23 protein-coding genes are annotated in these 25,138 nt (G+C 58.5%); 2 read left to right on the top strand and 21 right to left on the bottom strand.

Annotated elements, in window-relative coordinates; translation table 11 throughout:
- Positions 1-129: 129 nt before the first annotated feature.
- Positions 130-1,221 carry a rhodanese-like domain-containing protein gene (locus GH784_RS13760; RefSeq protein ID WP_003519294.1) on the bottom strand — a complete coding sequence of 364 codons (1,092 nt, stop codon included), beginning with the start codon at positions 1,219-1,221 and terminating at the stop codon, positions 130-132.
- A 41-nt stretch (positions 1,222-1,262) separates the two neighbouring features.
- Positions 1,263-2,870, bottom strand: coding sequence for an ABC transporter substrate-binding protein (locus GH784_RS13755; RefSeq protein WP_112402037.1), 1,608 nt, complete (start codon positions 2,868-2,870; stop codon positions 1,263-1,265).
- A 399-nt stretch (positions 2,871-3,269) separates the two neighbouring features.
- On the opposite strand from GH784_RS13755, the gene GH784_RS13750 reads away from it, so the two are divergent.
- Positions 3,270-4,112: an NADPH-dependent oxidoreductase gene (locus GH784_RS13750; RefSeq protein WP_003519301.1), complete on the top strand. Its 843-nt coding sequence runs from the start codon at positions 3,270-3,272 to the stop codon at positions 4,110-4,112.
- Between the two features lie 287 nt (positions 4,113-4,399).
- Here the strand turns inward: GH784_RS13750 and GH784_RS13745 are convergent, their stop codons facing one another.
- The 9 genes from GH784_RS13745 to GH784_RS13705 all read right to left on the bottom strand — a co-directional run bounded on the left by GH784_RS13745 (position 4,400) and on the right by GH784_RS13705 (position 12,693).
- Positions 4,400-5,623, bottom strand: coding sequence for a metal-dependent hydrolase family protein (locus GH784_RS13745; RefSeq protein WP_003519303.1), 1,224 nt, complete (start codon positions 5,621-5,623; stop codon positions 4,400-4,402).
- A 21-nt stretch (positions 5,624-5,644) separates the two neighbouring features.
- Entirely contained in the window at positions 5,645-6,109 is a 465-nt protein-coding gene (locus GH784_RS13740; protein WP_153793520.1) for a GAF domain-containing protein, read from the bottom strand.
- The gene (locus GH784_RS13735) at positions 6,106-7,017 is read right to left on the bottom strand and encodes a branched-chain amino acid ABC transporter permease (RefSeq protein WP_019567207.1); all 912 of its coding nucleotides are present in this window, start codon (positions 7,015-7,017) and stop codon (positions 6,106-6,108) included. The genes GH784_RS13740 and GH784_RS13735 overlap by 4 nt, the downstream gene beginning before the upstream one ends.
- A complete protein-coding gene (locus tag GH784_RS13730) occupies positions 7,017-7,880 on the bottom strand; it encodes a branched-chain amino acid ABC transporter permease (RefSeq protein WP_019567206.1) in 864 nt (287 codons plus the stop codon). The genes GH784_RS13735 and GH784_RS13730 overlap by 1 nt, the downstream gene beginning before the upstream one ends.
- A 7-nt stretch (positions 7,881-7,887) precedes the next feature.
- Positions 7,888-9,093, bottom strand: coding sequence for an ABC transporter substrate-binding protein (locus GH784_RS13725; protein ID WP_153793519.1), 1,206 nt, complete (start codon positions 9,091-9,093; stop codon positions 7,888-7,890).
- Between the two features lie 45 nt (positions 9,094-9,138).
- The gene (locus GH784_RS13720) at positions 9,139-9,840 is read right to left on the bottom strand and encodes an ABC transporter ATP-binding protein (protein WP_003519309.1); all 702 of its coding nucleotides are present in this window, start codon (positions 9,838-9,840) and stop codon (positions 9,139-9,141) included.
- Positions 9,841-9,842: 2 nt separating this feature from the next.
- Positions 9,843-10,607: an ABC transporter ATP-binding protein gene (locus GH784_RS13715; protein ID WP_153793518.1), complete on the bottom strand. Its 765-nt coding sequence runs from the start codon at positions 10,605-10,607 to the stop codon at positions 9,843-9,845.
- On the bottom strand, positions 10,604-11,263 hold the full coding sequence (locus tag GH784_RS13710) for a TetR/AcrR family transcriptional regulator (RefSeq protein ID WP_060641948.1): 660 nt from the start codon (positions 11,261-11,263) through the stop codon (positions 10,604-10,606). Before GH784_RS13710 ends, GH784_RS13715 begins: the two co-directional genes overlap by 4 nt.
- 524 nt (positions 11,264-11,787) lie before the next feature.
- Positions 11,788-12,693: a LysR family transcriptional regulator gene (locus GH784_RS13705; RefSeq protein WP_153793517.1), complete on the bottom strand. Its 906-nt coding sequence runs from the start codon at positions 12,691-12,693 to the stop codon at positions 11,788-11,790.
- 121 nt (positions 12,694-12,814) lie between these two features.
- Between GH784_RS13705 and GH784_RS13700 the strand changes: the two genes are divergently transcribed.
- A complete protein-coding gene (locus GH784_RS13700; protein ID WP_153793516.1) occupies positions 12,815-13,870 on the top strand; it encodes an aldo/keto reductase in 1,056 nt (351 codons plus the stop codon).
- 103 nt (positions 13,871-13,973) lie between these two features.
- On the opposite strand, the gene GH784_RS13695 is transcribed toward GH784_RS13700, so the two are convergent.
- The 10 genes from GH784_RS13695 to msuE all read right to left on the bottom strand — a co-directional run bounded on the left by GH784_RS13695 (position 13,974) and on the right by msuE (position 24,507).
- A complete protein-coding gene (locus GH784_RS13695; protein WP_111801393.1) occupies positions 13,974-14,348 on the bottom strand; it encodes a VOC family protein in 375 nt (124 codons plus the stop codon).
- Between the two features lie 187 nt (positions 14,349-14,535).
- Positions 14,536-15,984 carry an FAD/NAD(P)-binding protein gene (locus GH784_RS13690; protein ID WP_153793515.1) on the bottom strand — a complete coding sequence of 483 codons (1,449 nt, stop codon included), beginning with the start codon at positions 15,982-15,984 and terminating at the stop codon, positions 14,536-14,538.
- Positions 15,985-16,254: 270 nt separating this feature from the next.
- A complete protein-coding gene (locus tag GH784_RS13685; protein WP_025591738.1) occupies positions 16,255-17,502 on the bottom strand; it encodes an SfnB family sulfur acquisition oxidoreductase in 1,248 nt (415 codons plus the stop codon).
- A 26-nt stretch (positions 17,503-17,528) separates the two neighbouring features.
- Positions 17,529-18,305: an ABC transporter ATP-binding protein gene (locus GH784_RS13680; protein ID WP_153793514.1), complete on the bottom strand. Its 777-nt coding sequence runs from the start codon at positions 18,303-18,305 to the stop codon at positions 17,529-17,531.
- Positions 18,306-18,376: 71 nt separating this feature from the next.
- Positions 18,377-19,711 (bottom strand): ABC transporter substrate-binding protein, encoded by a 1,335-nt coding sequence (locus GH784_RS13675; protein WP_194842967.1) that lies wholly within the window; start codon positions 19,709-19,711, stop codon positions 18,377-18,379.
- A 119-nt stretch (positions 19,712-19,830) separates the two neighbouring features.
- A complete protein-coding gene (locus GH784_RS13670) occupies positions 19,831-20,871 on the bottom strand; it encodes a branched-chain amino acid ABC transporter permease (protein ID WP_080850304.1) in 1,041 nt (346 codons plus the stop codon).
- Between the two features lies 1 nt (position 20,872).
- A complete protein-coding gene (locus GH784_RS13665; RefSeq protein WP_153793512.1) occupies positions 20,873-21,769 on the bottom strand; it encodes a branched-chain amino acid ABC transporter permease in 897 nt (298 codons plus the stop codon).
- Positions 21,769-22,686 carry an ABC transporter ATP-binding protein gene (locus tag GH784_RS13660; RefSeq protein ID WP_153793511.1) on the bottom strand — a complete coding sequence of 306 codons (918 nt, stop codon included), beginning with the start codon at positions 22,684-22,686 and terminating at the stop codon, positions 21,769-21,771. The genes GH784_RS13665 and GH784_RS13660 overlap by 1 nt, the downstream gene beginning before the upstream one ends.
- 104 nt (positions 22,687-22,790) lie before the next feature.
- A complete protein-coding gene (gene sfnG / locus GH784_RS13655; RefSeq protein WP_019567191.1) occupies positions 22,791-23,894 on the bottom strand; it encodes a dimethylsulfone monooxygenase SfnG in 1,104 nt (367 codons plus the stop codon).
- A gap of 22 nt (positions 23,895-23,916) precedes the next feature.
- Positions 23,917-24,507 carry an FMN reductase gene (msuE, locus tag GH784_RS13650; RefSeq protein ID WP_153793510.1) on the bottom strand — a complete coding sequence of 197 codons (591 nt, stop codon included), beginning with the start codon at positions 24,505-24,507 and terminating at the stop codon, positions 23,917-23,919.
- Between the last annotated feature and the right edge of the window lie 631 nt (positions 24,508-25,138).

Genomic DNA, 25,138 nt, shown 5'->3' with positions numbered 1-25,138 from the left:
GATCCGTCTGGAGATAGAAATACTCGGCAGCTTTATCGAGGCTGTTCGTCTGCCAAGGCCAGCGTGCCGGCTATCTTTCCGGCCTGGCGAATTCCTGTCTCAATAAACGCTCGCAAAAAACAAGTCGGCCTAAGCGGCTGCCGCTTCGACACCCTGTTCGAAGTCGTGCAGATGAAGAGCGATTTCGAAACCGCGACGTTGCAGCCAATGCGCCACGACCCTGGCGCGTGCACCAAGCAGGTCGTCCACGAGAATGACCCGCGCTCCGCGCACGGCAATTGTGCGATAGGCAACACCAAGAAGCTGCCCGCCTTCCGACGAAATCGAACCTTGCAGATGGGACGCCGCGAACTCTTCCGGCGTTCGAACGTCGAGAAAATAAGTCGTTCGGGTCGTGTCACGCCGCCACGTTTCGGCTGTTGCCCGATCGATAAACAGCAGTTCGTCATTGTGGGAGAGTGTTTCCAGGCGCGCCCTTGCGGCATCTTTCGCGTTGTCACTGGCAAGCGCATAGATCCGTGAAAGCCCCGTTTCCAGTTCAAATCCGTCATCTGTCCAGCCGCGCGTCCCATCGTGCAAATAGCTGACATCGTTTTCAACACCGGCGTCGATCAACGTCTGCGCCCCGAGGATAGCGCGCGGAAGGCCCGCGCAGGAAACGACAACCCTTGTGTCGGGTGATGGCACGAGGTCGGAAAAACGCAGCAGAAGTTCGGCACCGGGTACGCCGATGGCGCCCGGCACGTGCGCCTTTTCATATTCCGCTATTGTGCGGGTGTCGATGACGACAACGTCCTCGCCGGCTTCCTGCCACGCCTTCAGTTCGCGGGCGAAAACCACTGGCGTGTTCTTTTCACTTCTCACCTTTTGGGCGAAAGGAACGCCGGGAATATCGAATGTCGGCAGGGCGTCTAGGCCGCCCTCGTTCCACGCCGGGATTCCACCACGGAGAAAATGAATATCGCTCCATCCTTTGGCGGCAAGCCGTTCCGCCGCCCGCTCGGCACTGCCCTCCCCGTCATCAACAAGAACCGTCCGCACGGCAGGGCGCGGAATGAAGCGGTCGATTTCGGTATCCAGGCTTTCACCCGGAAGGTTGGTCGCAAACAGCGGCGAAGCATACCCCACCTCCCCTGCGGAGCGAACGTCGAGAACGGCAAGTTCCTTGCCATCTCTCAGCCACTCGATGAGGCGGTCTTTGGTTACAGCATGTACGGACATTTCATATCCTCCTGACAAATTCTGGTTTTTCGCATCTGGTTTCAAGCGGTCGGATCGAGCCATAGGTCGCCGAAACTCCAGTTCAGCCCTTGCGCGCCGGTGACGTAGTTCCTGACCCGCTTGTGCGCCACGATCTGGCTTCCCGCCGCTACGAGATCGACGGAGGCGACGTCGTCATGGATGAGATGCTGGAACTTGCTCCAGGTTACCCAGCGCTTCTTGGGATCCGGTTCGATGGCGGCCGCCTCAAGAAGCGCATCCGCCTCCGGATTGGCGTAGTTTGCCGCATTGGAAAATGGCAGTCCGATCTTGAAATTCTTGCTCCAATAGGCTCGCTGTATGCCGAGCGACGGGTCGAAGGTGTTGGAGAGGGATTCCACCACCAGATCGAAGGCACGGTCCGTGTAGACAGTTTTCAGATAGGTCGGCAGGTCGTATTTGCGGATTTCGACGGCAATCCCGATCTTTTCGAGCTGGCTGCGAAGAACATCGGCATAGCCCGGCGTCAGATACGAATTGTAGGTCAACCGCACGGGAAAACGCTTGCCGTCCTTCTTGCGCGGATATCCCGCCGCATCGAGTAACTTTTCCGCTTCTTTCGGGTCGTAGGCATATGCTTTGACCGAAGCATCATACCAGTTGGGAAGGGCCGTGCTGACGGGGCTGGGTGATATCTGCGCATAACCGAAGAGCGCCACATTGACGATTTCATCGAGGTTGATCGCCTTCGCAATGGCGAGACGCACATCTTTCTTGCGGAAGATTTCGTTATCGTAATTGAAGAACAACTGCTGCTGCGGACCCGCATAGGCATAGGTGTTCGTATCCAGAACGAGATCGGGGTTCTGCTTCAGCCGTTCGAGATCCGCCAGCGGCACGGGGTTGTCGCCAAGATCGACTTCACCCGTTTCCAGCGCCACGGCCCGTGCGGCCGGGTCGGTGATGATGCGAAGGATGATACGGTCGAGATAAGGTTTGCCGGGATCCCAATAATCGGGATTTCGATCGAAGATCAGATGGCTCCCCGGCGTCCATTCAGTCAGTTTGAAGGGGCCGGTGCCGACAGCGGTCTGAAGCGTCTGGCCATCGGCCGGCTTCAGCTTTTCGAAAATATGCTTCGGCACGATAGGCGATTCCGAACTCGATTGCGCAGCAATCAGAAACGGTGCCGGTTTGGACAGAACGATAATGGCAGTGAGGGGATCCGGCGTCTCCACCGCCTGAACGTTCTGGTACGTGATGCGGCCTCGCGGATGCGCCTCCTTGAGGCGGAAAATCGAAAAGGCAACGTCTTCCGATGTAAAATCTTTGCCGTCATGCCATTTCACGTTGGGCCTGAGTTTGAACGTATAGCGCAGATGATCGTCGGAAACGGACCATTCCGTTGCCAGCAAGGGCTGCGGATTGAGGTCGAAATCGAATGTCAGTAGACCTTCAACGATCTTCGGGCCGATCGCCTGCCCCGTGCCTGACGATGTGTTGATGGCGAAAAGTGCGTTGCCGGGATCGACACGATAGAGCAGCTTAAGCGTGCCGCCGGAGACGGGCCGGCTCGCATCGCCACTTGCGGCGAAGACCGAACCCGGCAGGGCCGTTCCTGCCGTTGCCAGAAGAAGCATTTTGTTGAACTGGCGGCGTCCTATCGTCATGAAAATCCCCGTTTGAAAACGTCGTTTCGATGAGGAAAGCATCAGGGCAAAGCAGCGCATTACTAAGAAGAAAATTCTTCCTGTCGCCCAAAGAAATCGTTACTTGCGGAATTTTATTCCGATACATAGGGAACGGGGCACCAAAAATTGCGCTGGATGACGGCATTGATCTGGATCTTCGTTGCGTCTCTGGAACCCATGGTGAAATGCGAATAAATCTTGCCGACGGTCGTTTCAGACCTCCTGCAGAAATGTTGTTTCATCGAAAAATCGCAAATGAGAAGGACATTGCTCGGCAGATACCTTGGCGAGGCATATCAAATGGCGAGTATTTCGCAGCTCTTCTAATCCGCACCTCGAGCCCATCCTCCCGCGCCCAACTTTATGGAGTTTCACCCGATGACCCTGTCCAGACCGATCGCCAAACCGGAAATCCCACAGCAGCGCGTCGAGGCCCGTTACGGAACGCAGGCCGATTTTTCTCCGCCTTTCTGGAATGATACGATCGACGCCTTGCTGAACCACCGTACCGCTCGCGCCTATTTGCCGAAGGCTCTGCCGGAGGGCAGCCTGGAACTTCTGGTCGCAGCCGCGCAATCTGCCCCGACATCATCCAATCTTCAGGCGTGGAGTGTGGTGGCGGTGCAGGACAAGGAGCGCAAGGCACGACTGGCGGGTTTCACGGGCGGCAACGCCCATATTAAGGATGCACCTGTTTTCCTCGTCTGGCTAATAGACCTCAAGCGGCTGCGAACGGTCGCTTCAAACCATGGCAACAACGCAGAAGGGTTGGATTACCTGGAAAGCTTCCTAATCGGTGCCATCGATGCGGCACTGGCTGCGCAGAACGCTGTTGCCGCTATCGATTCACTCGGTCTTGGTTCCTGCTACGTTGGCGGTATTCGCAACAGACCGGAAGACGTATCCCGCGAACTGAACCTGCCCGCCGAGACGGTTGCTGTCTTTGGCCTTACCGTGGGCTATCCCGACCCGAACGTGAAGACTGACGTCAAACCGCGCCTGCCACAATCTTCCATCCTGTTTCATGAAACCTATTCGGATGCCGCACGGGATGATCTCGATTCCTATGACGCGGTGCTTAAGACGTTTCAGGAAAAACAGGGCCTGCCACAAAACGGCTGGACAGCGCCCATTGCACAGCGCGTCAAGGACACCGATGCCCTGAAGGGTCGCGCGGAACTGAGCCAGACATTGCGTCGCCTGGGGTTCGGCATCAAATAATGTCCGACGAGATTGCTTCCGACTGGGTGTCGCCCCCACGATCCCTTGTTAGCCGTCGCGGTCGAAGACGCGGCCTGCCGATTTTTGCGCGTGTCTTAGGTGCGGTTATGGTTCTGGACGACGAAGCCAGTGCGCATTTCGTAGCGGCAATCGCGAGCCGAGCTCGCAAGCGCTCGGCAGAATGACGCGAAGCCCTCGCGGCTTATCGGGCGCGCAAGACCCCGGACTGTTAGACGCCCGGCCTTGGTCGGGCGTACAGAATGTCAGCTGAAGTCGGCAACAGGCAATCAGCGCTTGATGAAGACACCAGCCTTCATGATCATTGGCATATATGCGCCCTGATGGGTCAGCAATGTGAGATCCTCGAGAGGGTTGCCGTCGACCACAATCAGGTCGGCATAAGCCCCCGGCGAAACTGCGCCGATTTTGCCTTCCATGCGCAACAGGCGGGCTGCGATATGCGTTGCCGATGCGATAACATCTACTGCTGGCAGGACACGCCCGCGAATAACGAATTCTTCCGACTGATAAACATGCATGCCGCCAAGCAGATCGCTGCCATAGGCCATTTGCAGCCCGGCCTCACGCATGATGGTCAGCGATTCCATGCCTGCCAGACGCACGTCATCTACCTTTGCGATGGAGGCGGCAGGCAGCCCCATGGCGGCGCCTTCGCTGGACAATTTGTCATAGGTAACAAGCGTCGGGACGGCGAAAGCACCTTTTTCGGCGGCAAATTTTGCCGTTTCGCTGCCGATGAGGTTGCAATGTTCGAGCGAGTGAACACCGCACTCCACCGCGCGGCGAATGGCCTGGTCAGTATAAAGATGGGCCGAAACATAGGTTCCGGCATTTTCAGCTTCCTCAACGACGGCAAGGATTTCTTCGCGGGAAAAACCGAGGAAATGAATGGGATCCGTGGGCGAAGATACGCCGCCATTGGCCATGATCTTGATGAAGTTCGCGCCGCTCTTCAGTTCTTCGCGCGCCGCTTTTCGCACGTCCGGCACGCCGTCACAGATGCGGCCCAACGCACCGAGCGCAAAGCCGCGTGTGCGCGTCTGGTCGTCATTATAGGGACCGCGATAATCACAGTGGCCCCCCGTCTGGGCCAGCGCCTTGCCGGAAATGTTCAGGCGTGGTGTGGGCCATGCGGCCTCAAGGGTTGCGGCCACGAGACCGGAGGTTGCACCGCCAACATCGCGAACGGTAGTAAACCCTCGCGCCAGCATCTCGCCCATGATTTTGAAGGCGCGCACCGTCACCAGCGCATCTGGCAGCATGCCATTCTGGCCGAGATCGGCGGTTGAGGCAACGACGTGAACGTGAGCATCGATCAGGCCTGGCATCAGCGTCTTGCCGGAAAGGTCGATGCGCTGCGCCGAGGCAGAGGCAATGTTCTTTTCCACCTCGCGGATGGAACCGCCCTCAACCAGAACCTGAACGGGTTCGGACGGGCGGTCGGCGGTGCCATCGACGATGCGGGCATTTTCGAAAATAATAGCAGTCATAGGTTCATTCCTGGGAAAGTATCAGCGACGACGCGCTTCCAGATAGGCGGGGATGAGAAGCGGCGCCACGGCCTGCGCCTGGCGCAGATGCTCCTGCGTGTAAGCGCCGCTTTTGTCGAGCAGGTTCATGGTGCCGATTGTCTCGCCATCGTAAACGACGGGAATATTGATGACCGCGCCAAGTCCGAGGCTGAAAATCAGGTCGTGATCGTAAAAGGCCCAGATGATGGCTTCTCTGTCGGGACCTAGAAATGCCTCCTGGCGATCTATTACCTTTTCACCCCAAGGCGTTGGCCCCATCTGTTTGCGGCCGAAGACGGGGTAAGCCTCTTCGTTGGTCGAATAAACACGGGCGACCTCCTGACCGTCCCGGTAGAGGAGAGTGAAGAGGCGGAAGCCGATGGTTTCCGAGAGGTGTTTTTCCAGCGCCCTATACAGCGTTTGCGGCTGTCCGGGGCTTGAAAGAGCCGCGAGAAGATTGGTCAAGGTGATGTCTCCGTTTTGGGTGCGGGGGCGATACGTTCGGGCAAAAGACCCTGCGGGCGAAGATGCAGCACGCCCAGAAGCGCCAGTCCGACGAGAATTTCGCGCACCGCGGCGACTTGTCCAGGCTGGAGGCCGGGAAAGATTTCTCCAAGGAAGCGTGTCGCCTCAAGGAAGAATACGACGAGGTAAGCGCCGGCCAGCGCGCCGAGCGGCCGGCCGACACCGCCTGCGGTGACAGCCAGAAAGATGTAAATTGTAATCAGCGGCTGGAAGTGGTCGGGCGAGATATAGGTCTGGAAATGTCCGTAGAGTGCGCCCGCAAGTCCGGCGATCGCTGCGGAAAGCGCGAAGGTCTGGATCTTGAAGCGGGTCACATATTTGCCCGCGAATGTCGCCAGTTCCTGGTCCTCGCGAATAGCTTTGAGAACACGCCCGAAGGGCGATCCATCGATGCGTCGCATGGCGAAGAAGACGATGAGAACGATGACGCTGACGAGCGCGAGATAGAACAGGTTGAAACCGTCTATGCCGAGTTCGGCCCGGAAGGGTGCCGGAATGCCGGAAATGCCGTCGGAACCGCGGGTAAGCCAGCGTTCGTTCAGCGCGACCATGCGCACCACCTCCGCAAAGCCGAGCGTGACGATGGCGAGGTAGTCGCCGCGCAGGCGAATGGTTGCAAAGGTGGCGATGACGCCTGCCAGCGCGCCGATGACGCAGGCGAGCAGCATTGCCAGCGGCAGCGGAACCCCCGCTATCGCCACCAGTGCCGAAACATACGCACCCACGGCGAAAAAGCCGGCAAGCCCCAGATTGACCATGCCCACGCCACCCCAGATGAGATTGAGGCTGAGCGCCAGCAGACCGTAAATCCCGCCGAGCGTGAGCGTGAAAAGCAGATATGACAGCATCAGGTGTTCCTTTCACCCAGTATTCCCGCAGGCCGCAGCGACAGGATAAGCAGGATTGTCGCGAAACCGACGGCGGAACGATAGGTGGCGGGCAGCACGAGAACGGCCAGTTCCTCGCCGATGCCGATCATCACCGCGCCGACGACGGCGCCGGGGATCGAGCCGAGCCCGCCCAGCACGGCGGCGGCGAAGATGGACAAGAGCAGGCGGGAGCCGGTCATCGGATCGATGGCCGTATCGAGGCCGAGCAGCACACCGCCAACGCCCGCCAGCCCTGCACCGAGAGCAACGGTGATCATGGCGATGCGCGAGGGATCCATTCCCAGCAATCTGCCGAGATCGGGATTATCTGCCACTGCCCGCATGGCTTTGCCGAAGCGTGTGAACCGCAGGAAGAGAAACACCGCTGCCATGATGGCAATGGCGATCGCCGCCGTCTGCAGCTGCTGCGGGCCGAGGCGCAGGCCGGAAAAACGCCAGTCGCGTGCGACAGGCAGATCGAAGCCCTGAAGATCATTGCCGAAAATGAAGCGGATGACATTTTCGAGAATGAGATTGACGGCAATTGAGGCGATGGCCACGGCCAGTGCGCCCGATGGCCGAAGCCTTGCGAGCGCCGTCTGCTCTGCCACGAGACCGACGATCCCGCCCGCCACGAAGGCGACGAGCGCCGATGGGAACACACCTAGCCCCAGCCTGGTATTGACATACCAGGCTGCAAAAGCGCCAACCGTGGCATAGGCCCCTATGGCAAAGTTGACATAACGCAGCACGGCAAAGATCGCCGTGAGGCCAAGGGCGGGAATAGCGATGAGCATTCCCGTCATCATCCCGTTGAGTATCGCCTGAGCGAGGGTTGTCATCAATGCCTCACGCGATTTTCAGCAGCTTGAGCTTGCCGTCTTCCACCTGTTCGTAGCGGAACTGGCTGTCGGAAATGTCGCCGGTGTCGGTAAAGTCACAGGGGCCGGAGGCGCCCTCGTAATTGACGGCCTTGCCGGCGGCGATCAGCTTTAGGCCATCGAGCGCGTTATCCACGATTTCGCCGTCCTTGCCCTGGGAGACCGAACGGATGGCGTCGCGAATGGATTTTCCGTCCGCTGCACCAGCCTTAGCCATCGCCATGATGATGAGATTGGTCTGGTCATAGACCTGCGTTGTGTAGGGATCGGGATTTTCGACGCCGATCAGCGACACAAGCCGCTTGTAAGCGGTGGACGACTGCGCGGGTGAAGGCGCAATTGTGTAGATGCCTTCCACTATTTCCGCCGGGACACTGTCGATCAGCTTCTGGTTCACCGAATAGGCGAAGGCGATTTTTTTGCCTTCGTAGCCGGAGCGGTAGATGTCCTTCAGCAGAACGGTCGTATCGGCTGCGTAACCGCCAAGCACGATGACGTCAGGCTCATAGGCGAGCATCTCGTCGACCTCACTGCGATAGGAGGGCTTCTTGTCGTCATAGATCATCGATTTGGTTTCACCGCCCGCAGCTGTCACGGCGGCGGTTATGTTGTTAAACTGGCTTTCGGCAAACGGCGTCTGTGGCGAGAAGAAGAATAGCTTCTTCACGCCCTGTTCGACGGCGAATTCGCCGAATTTGCGGCCCTGAAGAATGGTCGTCGGCTGGGTGCGGATGATGTAACCCTGGTGCGGCAGCGCGGTGATGGCGTCGGCACCCGATACGGTGGCAAGCAATGTACCGGATTCCCAGCAGATCGGCGCAACGGCTGTGGTGACGGAGGATGCCCATGTGCCGAGGATCGCCGAAACCTTGTCGACATCCACCAGTTTGCGGGCGGCGCGCACCCCCGCCTCGGGGTTGGTCTGGTCGTCTTCGGAAATGATTTCGATCTGACGACCGAGGACACCGCCTGCATTGTTGACCTCGGCGGCAACAGCCTGGATGGCCTTGACCATGACCGGGCCGTATGGACCGCCGGAACCGGTCAACGGCGTTAGCGCGCCAAGCCGGATCGGGCCTGTCTGCGCCAGAACGCCCTGCGACAACAGGCCGGTTGCGGCCAGACCAGCGACGCTGCCCATGAAACCACGACGATTGATTTTAAAGCTGCTCATGCGTTGTTCCCTTTTTTTTAATAATGAATGTCAGGCAATTCGATGTCAGCCACCCAGAAACAGGCGACGGATTTCGGGGTCGGCGGCGAGTTCCGGGCCGCCGCCGGTGGCGGCGTTGCGACCGGTGACGATGACGTAGCCGCGTGTTGATATTTCGAGCGCCTCAAGAGCGTGCTGCTCGACCATCAGCACGGGCAGCCCGGACTGGTTCAGTTCGATGATAGCCTGAAACAGCTCTTCAGCCGCCTTCGGGGAAAGCCCGGCCGTCGGCTCGTCCAGCAGCAAAAGCTTCGGCTCGGTCATCAGGCCCATTCCCATTGCCAGCAATTGCCGCTGGCCACCGGACAGTGTACGCGCAAGCGCTTTGCGCTTGTCAGCAAGGATGGGATAACGACCATAGACGCTCTCGCGCCTTTGCGACATGCCGGAAGGATTACCGAAGCTGGCGATCTCGAGATTTTCCGCTACCGACATGGTACCAAAAACGTTTTTTTCCTGCATCACAAAGGCGAGGCCGGCTTTCGATCTGCCCAACGCATCTTTTCTGGTCAAATCCGCACCATTCATCACCACGCTGCCGCCTTTCAGCGGAACCAGCCCGGCGATCGCCTTTAGCAGGGTTGATTTCCCCGCGCCGTTGGGGCCGATGATTGTAACGATCTCGCCCGCATGCACCTCGACCGATGCGCCTTTGAGAATTTCCTCGGCGGCCCCGTAACCGGCCACTAGGCCTTCTGCCTTCAACATCGTCAATGCCTTCCGCCCAGATATGCTTCCTGAACCCGCTCGTCGGCGACGACGGTATCGAAACTGCCCTCGGTCAATTTGCGCCCTTCCGCCATGACGATGACCGGGTCGCAAAGGCTGCCAATCAGCTTCATGTCATGTTCGATGAGGCAGATTGTGACACCATCGGCATTGAGGCTGCGCAAGTGATCGGCAATCTCCGCTGTCAACGTCGGGTTGACGCCCGCCATCGGCTCGTCAAGCAGCACGAGCCGGGGCTTCGCCATCAGCGCACGGCCTATTTCCACCAGTTTTTTCTGCCCGCCCGAAAGGGCAGTGACCGGATTGTCCAGAACGTGGGTGAGGCGCAACCGGCGGGCAATCGAGATGGCTTCCTCGGCAAGCTGCTCTTCGCGCCGCTTGCCGGCCGCGCTGCCGGTGATGCTGGCAAACAGGCCTTCGCCCGGATGATCCTGACCATAAAGCATCAGGTGCTGGAAAACGCTGAGTTTGGGAAAACCACGAGCAAGCTGAAAAGTGCGCACCAGGCCCGTCGACACTCTTTCCTGCGGGCTGAGGCGGGTTATGTCGACGCCCGCAAAGGTCACGGAGCCGCTGTCAGGCATGTAGAGACCGGAAATGCAATTAAAAAACGTCGATTTCCCGGCACCATTCGGCCCGATCAGCCCGGTAATCGACCCGTCGATCACCTCGATGTCGACGCCGTTCAGAACCCGCACTCCGTAAAAAGCGCGCTCGAGATTTTTTACCTGAAGAAGAGGCTTCATGGCTGGCGCTCCGCATCATCGGCAAGCGTTGCAAAATAAGCCCTCACCTGTTGTTTCCAGAACGTCAGAAGGTTTTCGTAATAGGTCGGGTCCGCCGGTCGCAGCACCGTCTGGGCAATCATGCCGCGGATCAGGCACATGGTTGCGTTCATGACGATGCGCACGCTGGCCGGATCGACGTTGCGATAAGTCGCAAGCGCCGTCCAGATATCGTCCAGCCTGTCATGGAACTCCTGCACGACCGGAATGAGTCCGTTGCGAAAACCGGTATTGTGGCGCGCTTCCGGAAGGTATTCGAGCGTGACATAGAACAGTCGGTCGAACATCGTCTTCCAGAGATAATCGACGATCTCGTCGGTCGAGCCGCTACCGGATCCGAACGCCTCAGCAAAGTCTGCCAGCCGCCGATTGACGCTGGTCAGGTCATCGGCAACAGCGCCGATGACAAGGTCTTCCTTGCTGCTAAAATGATGGGTTAGCGCGCCGCGAGACACACCCGCCCTGCGGGCAATTTCGGGAGTGGACGTCTTGTTGAAACCCGTTTTGTACAGGAGATTAATCGTCGCATCGAAAATGGCCTTGCGCGTATCCTCAGACCGCTCACTTTGCGTGCGCTTACGCCGAGCCGGCTGCTGCAGCTCCTTCCCAGTTACCATCAGTTCCCTCGTGTCGTTCCGACTACTTTTTGTGCATTTGTTTTTGCTGCCGCATTCCGGGCATAACTCAAATCTGCACTAAACTTACAAACAATCAAGCCTGTTTTTAAAGTGCGCAATTTCTTATTTGAAGGCATTGGGAATTGGCGACAGATCGTCGGGTTCTGGTGGGGCTGAAATCCGCGTAGCGTCAGCGTCAGTCCGTTTTGACACCGCAATACAAACTGCCTCGTTGGCAGGGACGAGGCCTTCTATTTTACGCAGGATCGCAAGGAGTTATGTGGTGTCACGACTGCTCGTCTACATGAAAAGACCTTCGGCTTTTGCCGCATAAGGGAGCGGGACGGCCAGGATTTTTCCTTTGGACTTGACGCGCTTCAGATCTGATTTTTTGCGCTCCACGAGCAGATCAAGTTCATTTTAGCTCAACGGCGCGGGACAAACATGCCGGTGCTAGAAACCTAACGCGAGACGTCGACTCGCGTTTCTGCGAGGGTATCCTCCCCGATTGGCGGGTTTCTCTGCTATGTAACTTTGCCTTGCTTGGCCAGGAAATCAAGAAGAGCGCGCACTCTGGAAGGCAGCGGGCCACCCTGCCCGATATGAATGGCATGAAACTCCTCCCGGTCCCCAGGATTATACTCGTCGAGCAACGGCACCAGCCGGCCGGCCTTCAAATCATCGCGTATGGTGAAGTTGGCGAGACGGGCAATTCCATTTCCAGCGAGTACCAGCTGTCGCAGCGCCTCGCCGTCATTGGCCTGGACACGGGCGGCGACTGGGGCAAAAATCGTCGCGCCTGCCGATATTAACGGCCAGCCATCCATCGAGCGGGTGTAACCAAGGCCCATCCTGTCATGCCTTTCAAGCTCCTCGATAGTCCGGGGAAGGCCACGCTGGTCGACATAGGAGGGAGCAGCGACGATTGTCATTGCAGTATCGCCAAGCCTACGCGCGACGAGGCTCGAACTTTTAAGCGGGCCTGCTCGAACTGCAACGTCCACTCGCTCCTCAAGCAGATCGACGACAAGGTCGCTTTGTACGATATCGACGGTAATCGCAGGATATCGCTCCAGGAATTCCGGGAGTATGCCGGCGAGGACATGGGTGGCATAGGAGGCGCTGGTGCTCAGGCGGAGGCGGCCACTGGGCACCTCACCCGCACTCGCGATCCGCTCGGCATCTTCGATGTCTGCCAGGATACGCGTGGCGCGCTCGAAAAAGACGCAGCCTTCCGAAGTCAACTTGAACACGCGCGTCGAGCGATTGATGAGACGGGTACCCAGCCGCGCCTCCAGTCTCGCGACCAGTTTGCTCACCGCCGACGGCGTCATTCCGACGCTGCGAGCAGCTGACGAGAAGCCACCGCGCTCGACAACCTGCACGAAGACTTCCATTTCTCCGGATCGATTGACTTCCGCTCGAGCCATCTGGTCCCTGATTTCACAAATGTTGTTCCCGCCCGCAATCTATATCACGAAAGCCGGATCTCCTATCTCTTCCCCATCAGGTGGCGCAAGTCGCTTCCATTTCTCAAGAAGGGAAGACCAGATGGAATATCGTTCTCTTGGCCGATCAGGCCTCAAAGTCTCGGTCCTGAGCTTTGGTGCAGGCACGTTTGGAGGGGCAGGTCCCCTTTTCAGTGCGTGGGGCACGACCGATGTCTCCGAGGCAAGGCGACTTATCGATATCTGCGTTGAAGCAGGCGTTAATCTGTTCGATACCGCAGATGTCTACTCGAACGGTGCATCGGAGGAGGTGCTGGGTGCAGCGCTGGAGGGTCGTCGCGAGACCGTGCTGATATCGACGAAGACCAGCCTGCCTATGGGAGATGGGCCGAACGATGCGGGTTCCTCCAGGTTTCGCTTGATCAGATCGGTCGAAGACGCACTTCGCCGGCTTCGGACGGACTACATAGACATTCTGCAACTTCATGCCTACGACGCCCGGACACCCGTCGAAGAAGTCTTGTCGACCCTTGATATGCTCGTTCGTGCGGGAAAGGTCCGCTATGTCGGCATCTCGAACTTTTCGGGATGGGAAATCATGAAGTCGCTGGCGGTTGCCGACGCGTACGGATGGCCTCGCTACATTGCCAATCAGGTTTACTATTCCCTTCTCGGTCGAGACTACGAGTGGGATCTGATGCCACTGGGTATGGATCAAGGCCTTGGAGCACTCGTCTGGAGTCCGCTTGGCTGGGGGCGGCTTACGGGAAAGATCAGGCGCGGCGCTCCCCTGCCGGAGAACAGTCGTCTTCACGAAACCGCAAGCTTTGGTCCTCCGGTCGATGAGGAGCATCTCTACCGCGTCGTTGATGCCCTTGAAGACGTTGCAAGACAGGTCGACAAAACAGTTGCGCAGGTGGCGCTCAACTGGCTTACAGGCCGGCCCACGGTGTCTTCCATTATCATGGGAGCGCGAAACGAAGAGCAGCTCCGGCAGAACCTCGGAGCGGTCGGATGGCATCTCACCGATGATCAGATTGCTCTCCTGGACAATGCGAGCGTCTTGACGCCGCCATATCCGCATTTCCCCTATCATCGTCAGGAGGGCTTTGCCCGTCTTAATCCACCGATGGTAGGTTCCAAGATGCGTGGATGTTGAGCGTAATATTGCGATTAATGTGGTGGCAGATCCGGCTGCAAAAGTTATGCAGAAAGACCAACCCACAACAGCTGTGAGAATGCCAGCAGCTGTTGGCGATGCGTTACTTTGTCGGCTGAGACCGTGCGCTCAATTTATGTCCGTCCGGATCACGAAGATAAGCGACGAAGGCCCCGTTCGGTCGCTCATTCGGCGGGCTCTCGATCGATGTGCCGCCGTGCATAACACCGGCGTCGTGCCACGCCAGAACATGCTCGCGGCTCAGGGCGGCGATTCCGATTGTCCCGCCATTGGCAACGGTCGCCGCCTTGCCGTCGATCGGTTTCGTGATCATCAGTCGTCCGCCTTCGTGGACATAAATCAGTCTGCCTCTCGAATCCATCTCGCCGGGCCTGCCGCCCAATGCAGCGAACGTGGCGTCGTAGAAGTTTCTTGACCGCTCCAGATCATTACTTCCGATCATGATGTGCGTGAACATGGTCTCATCTCCCGTAAGGCAGCGCGCTGGCAGCAGGGGGCGAGCTCCCCCTGAGCCAGGAGCTCGTTTGTATGCTTTCACCGTACACCGTCCTGAGGGCCTCGCAAAGCGTGGCGAATTTGATGGAATTATCGTCCCAAGGCTCTCTCGAAGAGTGGAAGAAATGTATTCAAGAAACAGCGGGCCGTCAGCCTTCCACCGCCTGGCCCGTGCGATGCGAGATCCCACATTCATCGATCAGGTCGCGAACACGCTGCGCGACGAAGATTGCATGCTCGGTAACCTGCGGCAGCCCCATTAGTTCTCCGAAAGTGCCGCGTGCAAGCGGCCCGGCAATAAACAGTGAAGTCGTACTTTCGCCTGAAGCCGATACGGGATTAGACTTGGCATCAACCAAGATGCCAAGCCCGGTCGGGCAGGGTTGCAACAGGCCCGCCTGCTCAAGTTCTCGAAGCATGGCTTGGCTTTGAAGAATGCCGCCATGCGCCGGGCCCGTGGTGACGACGATCGCATCGACGTCAAGCGTTTCGAGAGACTTGGCGCGCTGGGGTCGCAACGTCACCCTGTAGCCGGCGTCTATCCGTGTCACGGAAGAAAGCGAGGCAGCCCGGACATCCATTTGGCCGCTCGCGATCGCCTGCTCCACAGCAGCCTCGACTTGCGGCGCGATGCGAAAGCGATGCACATCCCAGACCGGCCGCAAGTGTCGGGCAACGCGCCGTCTCTCAATGACAGGCAGATTTCCCCATATGTCCCTCCCCTGCGCCCTCAGCGCATCCACGACGCTATGCCATGTCATTCCCCGTTCCTCTGCTTCTCGCAGCGTTTGGCGAACCTTATGGAGCAACTTGCTTGCAGAGGTGAACGGTTCAGACAGGAAATCGCCGAAAGGCTCCTGCCCGACGGGGCCATGGCCGCGAGACCGCAAGCCCCTGCGAGAGAACGACGTTATCTGGCCGACATGGCCCCGTCTCTTGAGCGAGGCAACCACATCGGCGGAGGTCAAGCCATTTCCGACGATGAGAACACGATCTCCAGTCTCGACGGCGTCGATCGCATTGGTCACGGTGACATCCGCAATCAGCTTGGGATCATCTTTGAAGGGCTGAAGCACCCGAGGCAAAGAAGGTGGTGGATGGCTGACGGCCAGCACGACTATATCCGCAATGAGCGCTGTACCGTCAGACCCCGCAATCTCATAGCGGTTTCCTTTTCGTGACACCGAGATCGCTTTGGTCCGCCAGTGTCTGATACGGCCGTCATCCAAAAACGGTTGAATCCGTGCCGAGACGTATTCGCCGAAGACAGACCGCTTGGGATAAGGCAAGCCATCGTGTCCGATGAGCTCGGCATCGTCTCGGGTCGGAATACCGCCAACATAACGCTCGAAATCATCGGGAATATCCGGAAACAACGTCATTCTTGCAGCGGGAACGTTGACCCGATGCGCCGGATCGGTTGCGCTATAGGCCAAGCCACGGCCCAACTCCGATCGAGGTTCGATGACGACAACGGATGTATCAGTCGGGTATCCGATACCCGCTACCAGATGCATTGCCATTGCCGCGCCGGTGAAGCCACCGCCGACAACTGCCACGGTCAGGCGGGCAGAAGCTATGGGAACAAGAGAATTCATTGCCTCTACGTTCTCCCCAAGGAGATCTGTGCCCTGCACGATTGGAAGGCCCTAAAAAGCGTTTTCCGCTTCCTGTGCTTAAGGCTCATCGTCACCACTATTCTATGTTCCCGAGGTTTCCGGCAAAGCTCCTCGTTACGGGGCGCTTGATTGGAAACGCGCTTGAGGGGCACCGTCTCATCACGTCACTATATCTCATTACTGCTGGTGGATGTAGCAAGATCAATTGCCAACCGGGGCGCCTTGCGCGCCCCGGCCTCCAAAATTTTCTCAACTCCAGGCGTGAAGCGGTGGCTTCTCGCCATTGAGGAAGTACTTGCCGAGGATGGAATATTTCCACCGGACCGGATCGTGCAGCGTGTGGGTACGGGCATTGCGCCAATGGCGATCGAGGTGATGCTCTGCAAGCGTGGAGCGGGTGCCTGCAAGTTCGAACAGCTTGTTGGTCGCCGTAATGGCAATCTCTGTCGAGAGAATTTTCGCCTCGGCCGTCACGATCTGTGCTTCGGCGACCGTGTCGGCATTCGGGCTCTGGATGGCGCGATCGATGGCATAACCGGCTTTTTCAAGCAGCGCCTGGGCCGCATGCAGTCGCAGCGTCAGATCGCCGACAGCCTGGATCGTGTAGGGGTCATCCCAGGCATGATCTACGCCGCTATCCACCCATGCGCGGCTCTTGGTGCGCACGAAGGAGATGGTTTCATCGATTGCCGCCTGCGCTATACCCGTATCCACCGCGACCTGGATAATCTGGAAAATCGCACCATCCGCAGTGGGTTCCGCATAACCCTTGTAGCCGGGAACCAGATGGGTTTTCGGCACCTTGACGTTGTTGAGGATGACAGTGCCTGAGAGCGTCGTGCGCTGTCCGAAGGATGACCAGTCGTCGATGACGGTCAATCCGGGCGCGTCTCGCTCGGCAATTGCATACCAGGCGCGGCCTTCATCATCGAGCGCAACGATGGGCACGAGATGGGCGAGAAGTGCGCCGGAGGAGTAGAATTTCTGGCCGTTGACGATCACATGGTCGCCCGCATCGACGAACTTCGTTTCGAAGTCCGCCGCCCGCTTGGAACCGAATTCGGAGAAGGCATTGCCGAAGCGTGTGCCGCGCAGCACTTCTGCGAAAAGCAGCGTCTGCTGAGCCTCATCGGAAACCGTCCGGATCGCGGCAACGACGCCGAGATGGTTTTGCGCGATCTGGCCAATCGAGGAATCGGCCGCGGAGACGATCTCGATCACCTTGGCGAGCGTCGCATAGGAGACTTCAGGACCGCCGAACTTCTTCGGCACGTTGATCGACCAGAGCCCGCTTTGCGAGAAGGCATCGAGTTCCTTTACCGGCCAGATGCGATCGCGATCGCGAATGGCTGCGCCGGGGGCAATTTCGGCGGCGAGTTTCTTCGCGACTTCGATCGCTTCGGCATCGCTCTTGATGATGTGTGCCGGCTCACTCGGCCGCGGCACGGCGGGAACGCCTTGAGCCGCATCTTTCGTCTTCACGTTGGAAATGGTCATGCCATGTCTCCTCTTTCCTTTGATTTTCAGTGAATATGCGTGACGAGCGCGGCTGGCTTCTGGCCCAGATAGAAGGCTTTCACGTCATCGCGCGCCTTGAGTTCGGCGGCCGTGCCTGACAGCACGCTCACGCCGTTTTCCAGAATGATGGCCCGGTCGGCATAGGTCAGCGCGACTGCTGAGTTTTGTTCAGCGACCAGGATCGAAAGCCCTTCTTCGCGATTAAGGCGCTTCAGCGTGCGGAAAATATCCTGCACGATGAGAGGCGCCAGCCCCATTGACGGTTCGTCGAGGACAAGCAGCCGTGGCCGCGACATCAGTGCCCGGCCGATGGCCGTCATCTGCTGCTCGCCGCCCGAAGTGAGGCCGGAAAGCACCCGGCGCTTTTCCTTAAGTCTCGGGAAATGCGTATAAATTTTCTCAAGGTCGGTCGCGATTTCAGTGCGCGTGGCGGATCGGCCAAGGCCCCCGGAGACCAGGTTTTCCTCGACCGTCAGTGTCTTGAAGCAATGGCGACCTTCGAGCACCTGCACAAGACCGAGACGGACAAGGCTTGCCGGGGTTTCGCGCGTGACATCACGACCGTCAAACAGAGCATGACCGGCGAGCACCTGCCCCCGTTCGGCCGGAAGGAGGTTGGAAACCGCCTTCAGCGTCGTCGTCTTGCCAGCGCCGTTCGCACCGAGAACGGCAAGGATCTCCCCCCGTCCGAGCGAAAAAGTGACACCGTGCAATGCGGTGATGGCATGATTGTAGGTTGCGTGGAGCCCCTCCACGGCAAGCAGCCTGTTCCCATCGGTCATCACGATCTCCTTGGCGCTTTTCGGGATATTTTGGCCGGACACGGGGAGACCCTTGTCCGACCACGCAAACATCAGTTCGTCACGGAATTCGCATCTTCCGACGTGCGAAGCTTGATGCCCTTTTCAGCCGCATAGGCCTCGGACGACTTCTCGATGATCGGGCGCAGCAGTGCCCAGTCCGGTGCGATCCAATCGGAAACCACGTTCCACTTCTTGCCGTCCCACTGCTGGAACGTTACGTAGCCGTTACCCTCATGGTTATCCCAGGTTACATTGATCGAGTGGAAGAGATCCTTGGCGCCCAATGCCTCGACACGGGCTGGATCAAGCTGCAGATGCTCGAAGCCCCAGCGAACTTCGTCGCCTGTCAGGGTGCGCTTGCCGAATTTCTCCTGGGCGATCCGCACCGCCTCGACATTAAGGATACCGTTGACGATACCGAGATTGTGATAGACGGAGCCGACGCGGCTCTTGTCATCAAGGTTGCCCTTGCCGGCGTCATAGACGGTTTTCACGATTTCCTTGACCACCGGATATTCGGCACCTGATGCCTGGGTGGTGATGGCGGTGTAGCCCTTGGCCGCATCGCCGGCGGGAATAACGTCCTCTTCCGAGTTGGACCAGACATTGCCGATGATGTGATCCACCGGGAAACCAGTTTTCGCCGCCGTCTTCAACGCCACCGGGTTCATGACGCCCCAGCCGCGCAGCACGACATAATCCGGCTTGGCACGGCGGATCGTCAGCCACTGCGACTGCTGCTCGTTGCCCGGATGCGGGACTTCGATCTGCTGGAGCTCGAAGCCATACTTCTTGGCCAGCAGGTCATAGATCGGGATCGTTTCCTTGCCATAGGGAGAGCCGTGGTAGAGCACGACGATCTTCTTGCCCTTCAGTCCTCCAACCCCGCCTTCCTTGGATGCAATGTAGTTCACGATGCCGGAGGTTTCGCTGTAGGGATTGAGCAGCAGCGGGAAAACATAGGGAAAAACACGGCCATCGGTCGAATCCGTGCGGCCGTGGTTGATGGTAATGAGCGGCACCTTGTCTTGGGTGATGCGGTCGATCATGGCATAGGCTATGCCGACCGACAGCGGGTTCCAGGCGGCAACGCCGGGGTTGCTCTTCAGGCGTTCATAAGCTTCGACCCCTCGCTCAACTTCGTACTGGGTTTCGGCTTCGGACCATGTCAGCTTGACACCGTTGATACCGCCGTCCCTGATGTTGACGAGATTGAGATAATCGATGAATCCGCCGAAAAAGCCCGTGCCACCGGCTGCATAGGGCCCGACGCGGTAGCTTTGCAGAGGAAAGTGCTGCTCGTCGGCCATGGCCGGGGAGGCGATGGCGGCGAGGCTGATGCCGGCAGCAAAGGCTGCTGCTTTGATTTTCGTGTAGAAGGTCATATCTGGACACACTCCGTCTGTCGGCTGGCGCTTGGCCATCCGTGTTGGTTTCAGGAATTCATTGCTGATAAGCTTTTCTTGTTGGAAGCCTTTGCCTGTCAGGGCCGGCTTCGAGGGGTTCACGCCCGCCTGACGGCAGCCGTAATGCGTAACTTCAAGCGATCCCACAATGACACGAGGCCGTCAGGTTCCAGGATCAGAAACAGAATGATCAAGGCGCCGAGAACGATGCGCTGCGTCATATCGAGCACTCCGGAATTAAAGACATCGCCTAATAGCAAAGAGCCAAGCCGCGAGAGGACGAGCGGAAAGACGACGATCAAAGCCGCGCCGAAGAAGGCACCCCGGATCGAGGCAAGCCCGCCAATGATGACGATGAAGAGTATTTGGAACGAGCGGTCGAGATTGAAACCGGCCGGCTCCACCGTGCGAAGATAGGCAAAAGCCCAGATTACCCCGGCAACCCCGACGATGAAGGACGAGATCGCAAAGGCGAGCAGCTTGGTGCGAAGCACCGGAATGCCGATGATGCGTGCGGCGGTCTCGTTGTCGCGCACGGCGATGAAGTTGCGACCGGTCTGCGACGATACCAGCCGATACGCGAGGAACGTGAGGACGGCGACAATGGTCAGCGCGAAGAGATAACGCCCGATCGGCCCTTCGAAAGAAATCCCGGCCAGCGATAGCGCTGGCGCATCGATCACGCCGGATGCGGATTCGTTCGAGAACCAGCTGAATTTCGTTAACGCCCATTGCACGAAGAACTGCGCCGCAAGAGTCGAAACGGCGAGGTAGAAACCGCGCAGTCGCAGGCTCGGCAGGCCAAAAACTATGCCGATTGCCGCGGCGGAAAGACCGGCAAGTACAATCGAAACAATAAGCGGCAGCGCATCGATACGCAGATTGAAATTGTATGCCGCGAAGGCACCGACGGCCATGAATGCGGCCGAGCCAAGCGAGACCTGACCCGCATAGCCAGTTAAAAGGTTGAGACCAACCCCGGCAAGGCTAAGCGCAAGAAACGGCAGCAGGATTGCCTCGAAGAGGTAACTGGTGCCGACGAACGGCACGACGAGATAAGCAACGGCGAGCACTGCCACCGTGCCGGCATGGCGCGGCAGGGAGAACGACGATGAAAGATCGGCTGTAACGGCGGACATATTAGACCCTTTCCACAAGCTTTTGACCGAAGAGCCCGGACGGGCGGATCAGCAGGAAGGCAAGGGCCACGACATAGGCGAACCACCCCTCGATGCCGCCGCCGAAGTACTCACCGATATAGACCTCGGCGAGCTTTTCCGACGCGCCGACAATCAGACCACCGATGATCGCGCCTAGAATGGAATCGAAGCCGCCGAGAACGAGCACCGGCAGAGCCTTCAGCACTACCAGCGACAGCGAGAACTGCACCCCGAGCCGCGCACCCCAGAGCAGCCCGGCGACCAGGGCAACGAGGCCTGCCGCCGCCCAAACGCTCGCCCATATCCAGGGCAGCTTGAGACCGACGGCAAGCGCCGCGAACTGGTCATCCGCGACGGCGCGGAAGCCGAGGCCGATGCGGGTGTAGCGGAAGAAGGCCGAGAGAGCCGCCACCATGCCAGCCGCGACGACTGCGGCAAAGATGTCGAACTGGCTGATGAAAACGCCACCAACATCAAAGGGAATGTCCTCGATACCGAGATCAAGCCCATGAACCTGCGTACCCCAGAGGAGTTGGGCCGCTCCCTCGATGATGTAGGAGAGGCTAAGCGTCGCCATGAACAGCGTGATCGGTGGCTTGTTGGTGAGCGGCCGAAGCACCGTACGCTCGATCGCAACACCGATGACGACCATGATGGCAAAGGTAATGGCAAAGGCAGCCACAAAAGGCACGCCACGCTCGACAAGGCTGACAAAGGTCAGCGCCGCGAACAGGAGAAGCGCGCCCTGCGAAAAGTTTAGGACACCCGATGTCTTGTAGATCAGCACGAACCCGATGGCGACGAGGGAATACATGACCCCGGAGAGCAACCCGCCGACCAGCACCTCGGTAAAGAACAACCAATCAAACGCAGCCATCAGATACCCTCCCCGTCTTCGTTTTCCGGCGCAGCGCCGAGATAGGCATCGATGACACGACGATCGCTGGCAATTTCCGCAGGCGTGCCATCGGCGATCTTGCGCCCGTAGTCGAGCACCGCGATGCGATCGGAAAGACCCATCACCACGCCAATGTTATGCTCGATCAGAACGACGGTGACCGCATATTCGTCACGCGCGAGACGCACATAATCGGCAAGTTCGTTCTTCTCCGTCGCCGTCATGCCAGCCATGGGCTCGTCAAGCAGCAGAATGCGTGGCTCGGCGGCAAGCGCACGCGCCAGTTCCACCCGCTTCTGCAATCCATAGGGTAGCGTGCCGGCAAGCCGGTCAACATGGGGCGTCAGATGCAGAAAATCGATGATCCGCCCTGCCCGCTCGCGGGCATCGGCCTGCTCGCGACGAGCGCTCGGTAGACCGGCTATCTGGCTCAGGAAATTTGCCCGCTCGGCGTAAGCCCGCCCCGTGGCAACATTATCGAGAACACTGAGACCCTTGAACAAGGCGAGGTTCTGGAACGTCCGCGCCACGCCGAGACTGGCGAGCTTCTCAGTCGGCACTGGACGATAGGCTTTGCCATTAATCGCTACATGGCCACGATCCGGGCGGTAGACGCCTGAGATAACATTAATCAGCGAACTCTTGCCGGCGCCGTTGGGCCCGATAATACCCAGGATTTCGCCCTGCTGCACGGCCAGGTCGATATTCTCCAGAGCGACGACGCCTCCAAAGGAGAGGTCAATACCGCGAAGCTCCAGCACAAGTTCTTTGGCGGCGTCCACCGCGCGGCGTTCTTGCCCGGCATGCTCGCTGGGCAAGGAAATGTGTTGGCGAATGTCCGTTGGGATCGCCACTTCCGCGCCAAGGCTTGCAACCAGAAAACTCGATGCTGACATCGTTCAGTCCATGCTCCGCCCAATGGGCACAGGTTTCCAATCACGGAGGCGGTCCCCCGTGGTGCAGGCGGCGGCCAAAGGCCGCTGCCGTCTGATTTGCAATCTTACTCCGCAGCGATTGCCGCGCTGATTTCCGCCTGTTCCAGTTCGCGCACGAGCGGGATGACATGCTTGCCGAAATACTCGACTTCTTCCTGAAAATGCAGGAAGCCCAGCAGGATAAGGTCAGCGCCGGCGCGTTTGAGGTTCACCACGCGTTCGGCAACCTGGCGCGGCGTGCCGATCAGGTTTGAGCGGAAGCCGTCATTATACTGAACGAGATCTTCGAAGCTGGACTTCGCCCAGTTGCCCTCGCCTTCGGGAGAAGACTTGCCGGCATTTTTTACCTCATGGCCGAAGGCATTGACCGCTTCCGGATTGGCCTTTTCGATGATCTCGGCAAGCACGGCTCTCGCCTCTTCCTCGGTCTCGCGCACGATGGCGAAGGCGTTCACGCCGACTTTGACCGCGTGGTTGTTTTCCTTGGCCTTGACGCGAATGTCATTCACCTGCTTGGCGATTTCCTCCGGCGTGTTGCCGTTGGTGAAATACCAGTCGGATACGCGGGCCGCCATATCGCGAGCCGCACGCGACGAACCGCCCTGGAAGATTTCCGGCTGCGGATCAATCGGCTTCGGCTTGAGGGAGTAGTTGTTGAAGCGGTAGAAATCGCCGCGGAAGGTGAAATTGTCTTCCGTCCAGATGCCGCGCAGAGCCCGGATGAATTCTTCCGAACGGCGGTAGCGTTCGTCGTGATCGAGCCAAGGCTCGCCGATGGCGTGAAACTCGCCGCGGAACCAGCCGCTGACGATGTTAACGGCAACGCGACCGTTGGTGAGGTGATTGATCGTGGCAATCTGTTTGGCGGCAAGCGCGGGGTTCCACGGACCAGGCAGAATGGCGGCGATGACCTTGAGCGTCGTCGTCGATTCCAGCAGAGCGTGACTGAACGACACGGATTCATGTTGGAATTCGGCACCGTAGCCGGCGGTGAAGCGGATCTGGCTTAGCGCGTAATCGAAGCCGCTCGCTTCAGCGATCTGCGCGAGCTTGCGGTTGTAGTCAATTGTCCAGCTGGTGCGCTGCTCGATGTTCGATATTACGAGGCCGCCGGACACATTCGGCACCCAATAGGCAAATTTCACGGGCTCGGCGTGGTGTTCAGTCATGGAAATCTCCTCTTTTCTGATGTCAGTTGGCGACCGCGTCGTGTGAAACGAGGCGAAGGGCCGAGCGGTGATCGTCGGCGACAAGGTTTCTGGCCGGCAGTAGATCGATCAATTCGGCAACGGCGCGCTCGATGCGCGCCTCAACCACGGGGTTCGAGAGCGTGTATCCGGTGAAATCCGCCTCAATGGCGTAGACCGTCGTTGGCACTGTAACGGCGCCAAAGAAGCCGAACAGCGGCCTGAACTGATGCTCCAGCATGAGGCCATGCAGTGCTGTACCGCCCGTTGCCGCAAGGATCACGCGCTTGCCTTGAAGCGCACGGAAATCGACGAGATCGAACAGATGCTTTAACGCGCCGGTGTAGGATGCGCGGTAGACAGGCGAACCGACGACAAGTACGTCGGCACCTTCCACAGCATCAATAATCCTGCGGCCGGCCTCATCCAGTTGATCTGCGCGAAGAGCCCTGAACAGGATCGGCGCCGCCACAGCCAGATCGACCGTGTCCACAGAGACGCTTGCCCGTCTCTCAATCGAGTTCAGGATGTCCGAGACAATGCGTGCCGTGCGTGACGGTTGTTTAACGCTGCCGCTTATTCCAAGTACGTTCATTGTTCGCCTCACTCCTGTTACCTTTAATTTCTAGAGTTGTGATAGATAATCAAAGATGCAAATTACAAAGTGAGGGCATTTTGAGGAAACCAATCTTGTGCATTCGCCCTCTGGCGCAAAGGACTAAGCAGGCAGTGCCAGTGAGCAGCGAAGCGTTTAGGAGCCACGTCGCTCGTTTGTCGTGACCGACATACTAAAACAGTCGCGTTCTCCCTCACCATAATTGAATATGAGGGTGTCGCTCATTTCACTGTATTAATTGTATGCCAACCATCGAACCGCCCCGCTTCGATTGGTGAATGACTGACGAGCGATCTACGTCGATAAAATGCACACTTCGGTAGCGCCCAAGTCAGCGCATGTGCGCAGGATAGGTGTCATCGACTGCGTGCGGTCTTTCCGGCATGGCATTTTTTTGCGTGCCGCCGCCATGCCGCGCCTTACCATCAAACCGATTGGGCGACGAAACCAGCCGAAAACGGAGCATTTACCGGATCTCTCTGCACAGAGAAGCCAAACCTCCGGCATGTATGGCGTCGACTGCGTTTAAGCGACAATCGGCATTCGAGGTCTTGTTGGAGGCACGCGACCGACTGAGAGCAAGAAATTCAATGGTCTTGGTCGCGGTTCC

It is taken from the genome of Agrobacterium tumefaciens (assembly GCF_009649785.1).
GTDB lineage: Bacteria > Pseudomonadota > Alphaproteobacteria > Rhizobiales > Rhizobiaceae > Agrobacterium > Agrobacterium tumefaciens.
This window is presented reverse-complemented; position numbering and strand designations above follow the sequence as displayed.

Bases quoted from the DNA above. Each gene is read 5' to 3' on its own strand.
- GH784_RS13760 (WP_003519294.1), bottom strand. From the start codon at position 1,221: ATGTCCGTACATGCTGTAACCAAAGACCGCCTCATCGAGTGGCTGAGA.
- GH784_RS13755 (WP_112402037.1), bottom strand. From the start codon at position 2,870: ATGACGATAGGACGCCGCCAGTTCAACAAAATGCTTCTTCTGGCAACG.
- GH784_RS13750 (WP_003519301.1), top strand. From the start codon at position 3,270: ATGACCCTGTCCAGACCGATCGCCAAACCGGAAATCCCACAGCAGCGC.
- GH784_RS13745 (WP_003519303.1), bottom strand. From the start codon at position 5,623: ATGACTGCTATTATTTTCGAAAATGCCCGCATCGTCGATGGCACCGCC.
- GH784_RS13735 (WP_019567207.1), bottom strand. From the start codon at position 7,017: ATGCTGTCATATCTGCTTTTCACGCTCACGCTCGGCGGGATTTACGGT.
- GH784_RS13730 (WP_019567206.1), bottom strand. From the start codon at position 7,880: ATGACAACCCTCGCTCAGGCGATACTCAACGGGATGATGACGGGAATG.
- GH784_RS13725 (WP_153793519.1), bottom strand. From the start codon at position 9,093: ATGAGCAGCTTTAAAATCAATCGTCGTGGTTTCATGGGCAGCGTCGCT.
- GH784_RS13720 (WP_003519309.1), bottom strand. From the start codon at position 9,840: ATGTTGAAGGCAGAAGGCCTAGTGGCCGGTTACGGGGCCGCCGAGGAA.
- GH784_RS13715 (WP_153793518.1), bottom strand. From the start codon at position 10,607: ATGAAGCCTCTTCTTCAGGTAAAAAATCTCGAGCGCGCTTTTTACGGA.
- GH784_RS13710 (WP_060641948.1), bottom strand. From the start codon at position 11,263: ATGGTAACTGGGAAGGAGCTGCAGCAGCCGGCTCGGCGTAAGCGCACG.
- GH784_RS13705 (WP_153793517.1), bottom strand. From the start codon at position 12,693: ATGGCTCGAGCGGAAGTCAATCGATCCGGAGAAATGGAAGTCTTCGTG.
- GH784_RS13700 (WP_153793516.1), top strand. From the start codon at position 12,815: ATGGAATATCGTTCTCTTGGCCGATCAGGCCTCAAAGTCTCGGTCCTG.
- GH784_RS13695 (WP_111801393.1), bottom strand. From the start codon at position 14,348: ATGTTCACGCACATCATGATCGGAAGTAATGATCTGGAGCGGTCAAGA.
- GH784_RS13690 (WP_153793515.1), bottom strand. From the start codon at position 15,984: ATGAATTCTCTTGTTCCCATAGCTTCTGCCCGCCTGACCGTGGCAGTT.
- GH784_RS13685 (WP_025591738.1), bottom strand. From the start codon at position 17,502: ATGACCATTTCCAACGTGAAGACGAAAGATGCGGCTCAAGGCGTTCCC.
- GH784_RS13680 (WP_153793514.1), bottom strand. From the start codon at position 18,305: ATGACCGATGGGAACAGGCTGCTTGCCGTGGAGGGGCTCCACGCAACC.
- GH784_RS13675 (WP_194842967.1), bottom strand. From the start codon at position 19,711: ATGACCTTCTACACGAAAATCAAAGCAGCAGCCTTTGCTGCCGGCATC.
- GH784_RS13670 (WP_080850304.1), bottom strand. From the start codon at position 20,871: ATGTCCGCCGTTACAGCCGATCTTTCATCGTCGTTCTCCCTGCCGCGC.
- GH784_RS13665 (WP_153793512.1), bottom strand. From the start codon at position 21,769: ATGGCTGCGTTTGATTGGTTGTTCTTTACCGAGGTGCTGGTCGGCGGG.
- GH784_RS13660 (WP_153793511.1), bottom strand. From the start codon at position 22,686: ATGTCAGCATCGAGTTTTCTGGTTGCAAGCCTTGGCGCGGAAGTGGCG.
- sfnG (WP_019567191.1), bottom strand. From the start codon at position 23,894: ATGACTGAACACCACGCCGAGCCCGTGAAATTTGCCTATTGGGTGCCG.
- msuE (WP_153793510.1), bottom strand. From the start codon at position 24,507: ATGAACGTACTTGGAATAAGCGGCAGCGTTAAACAACCGTCACGCACG.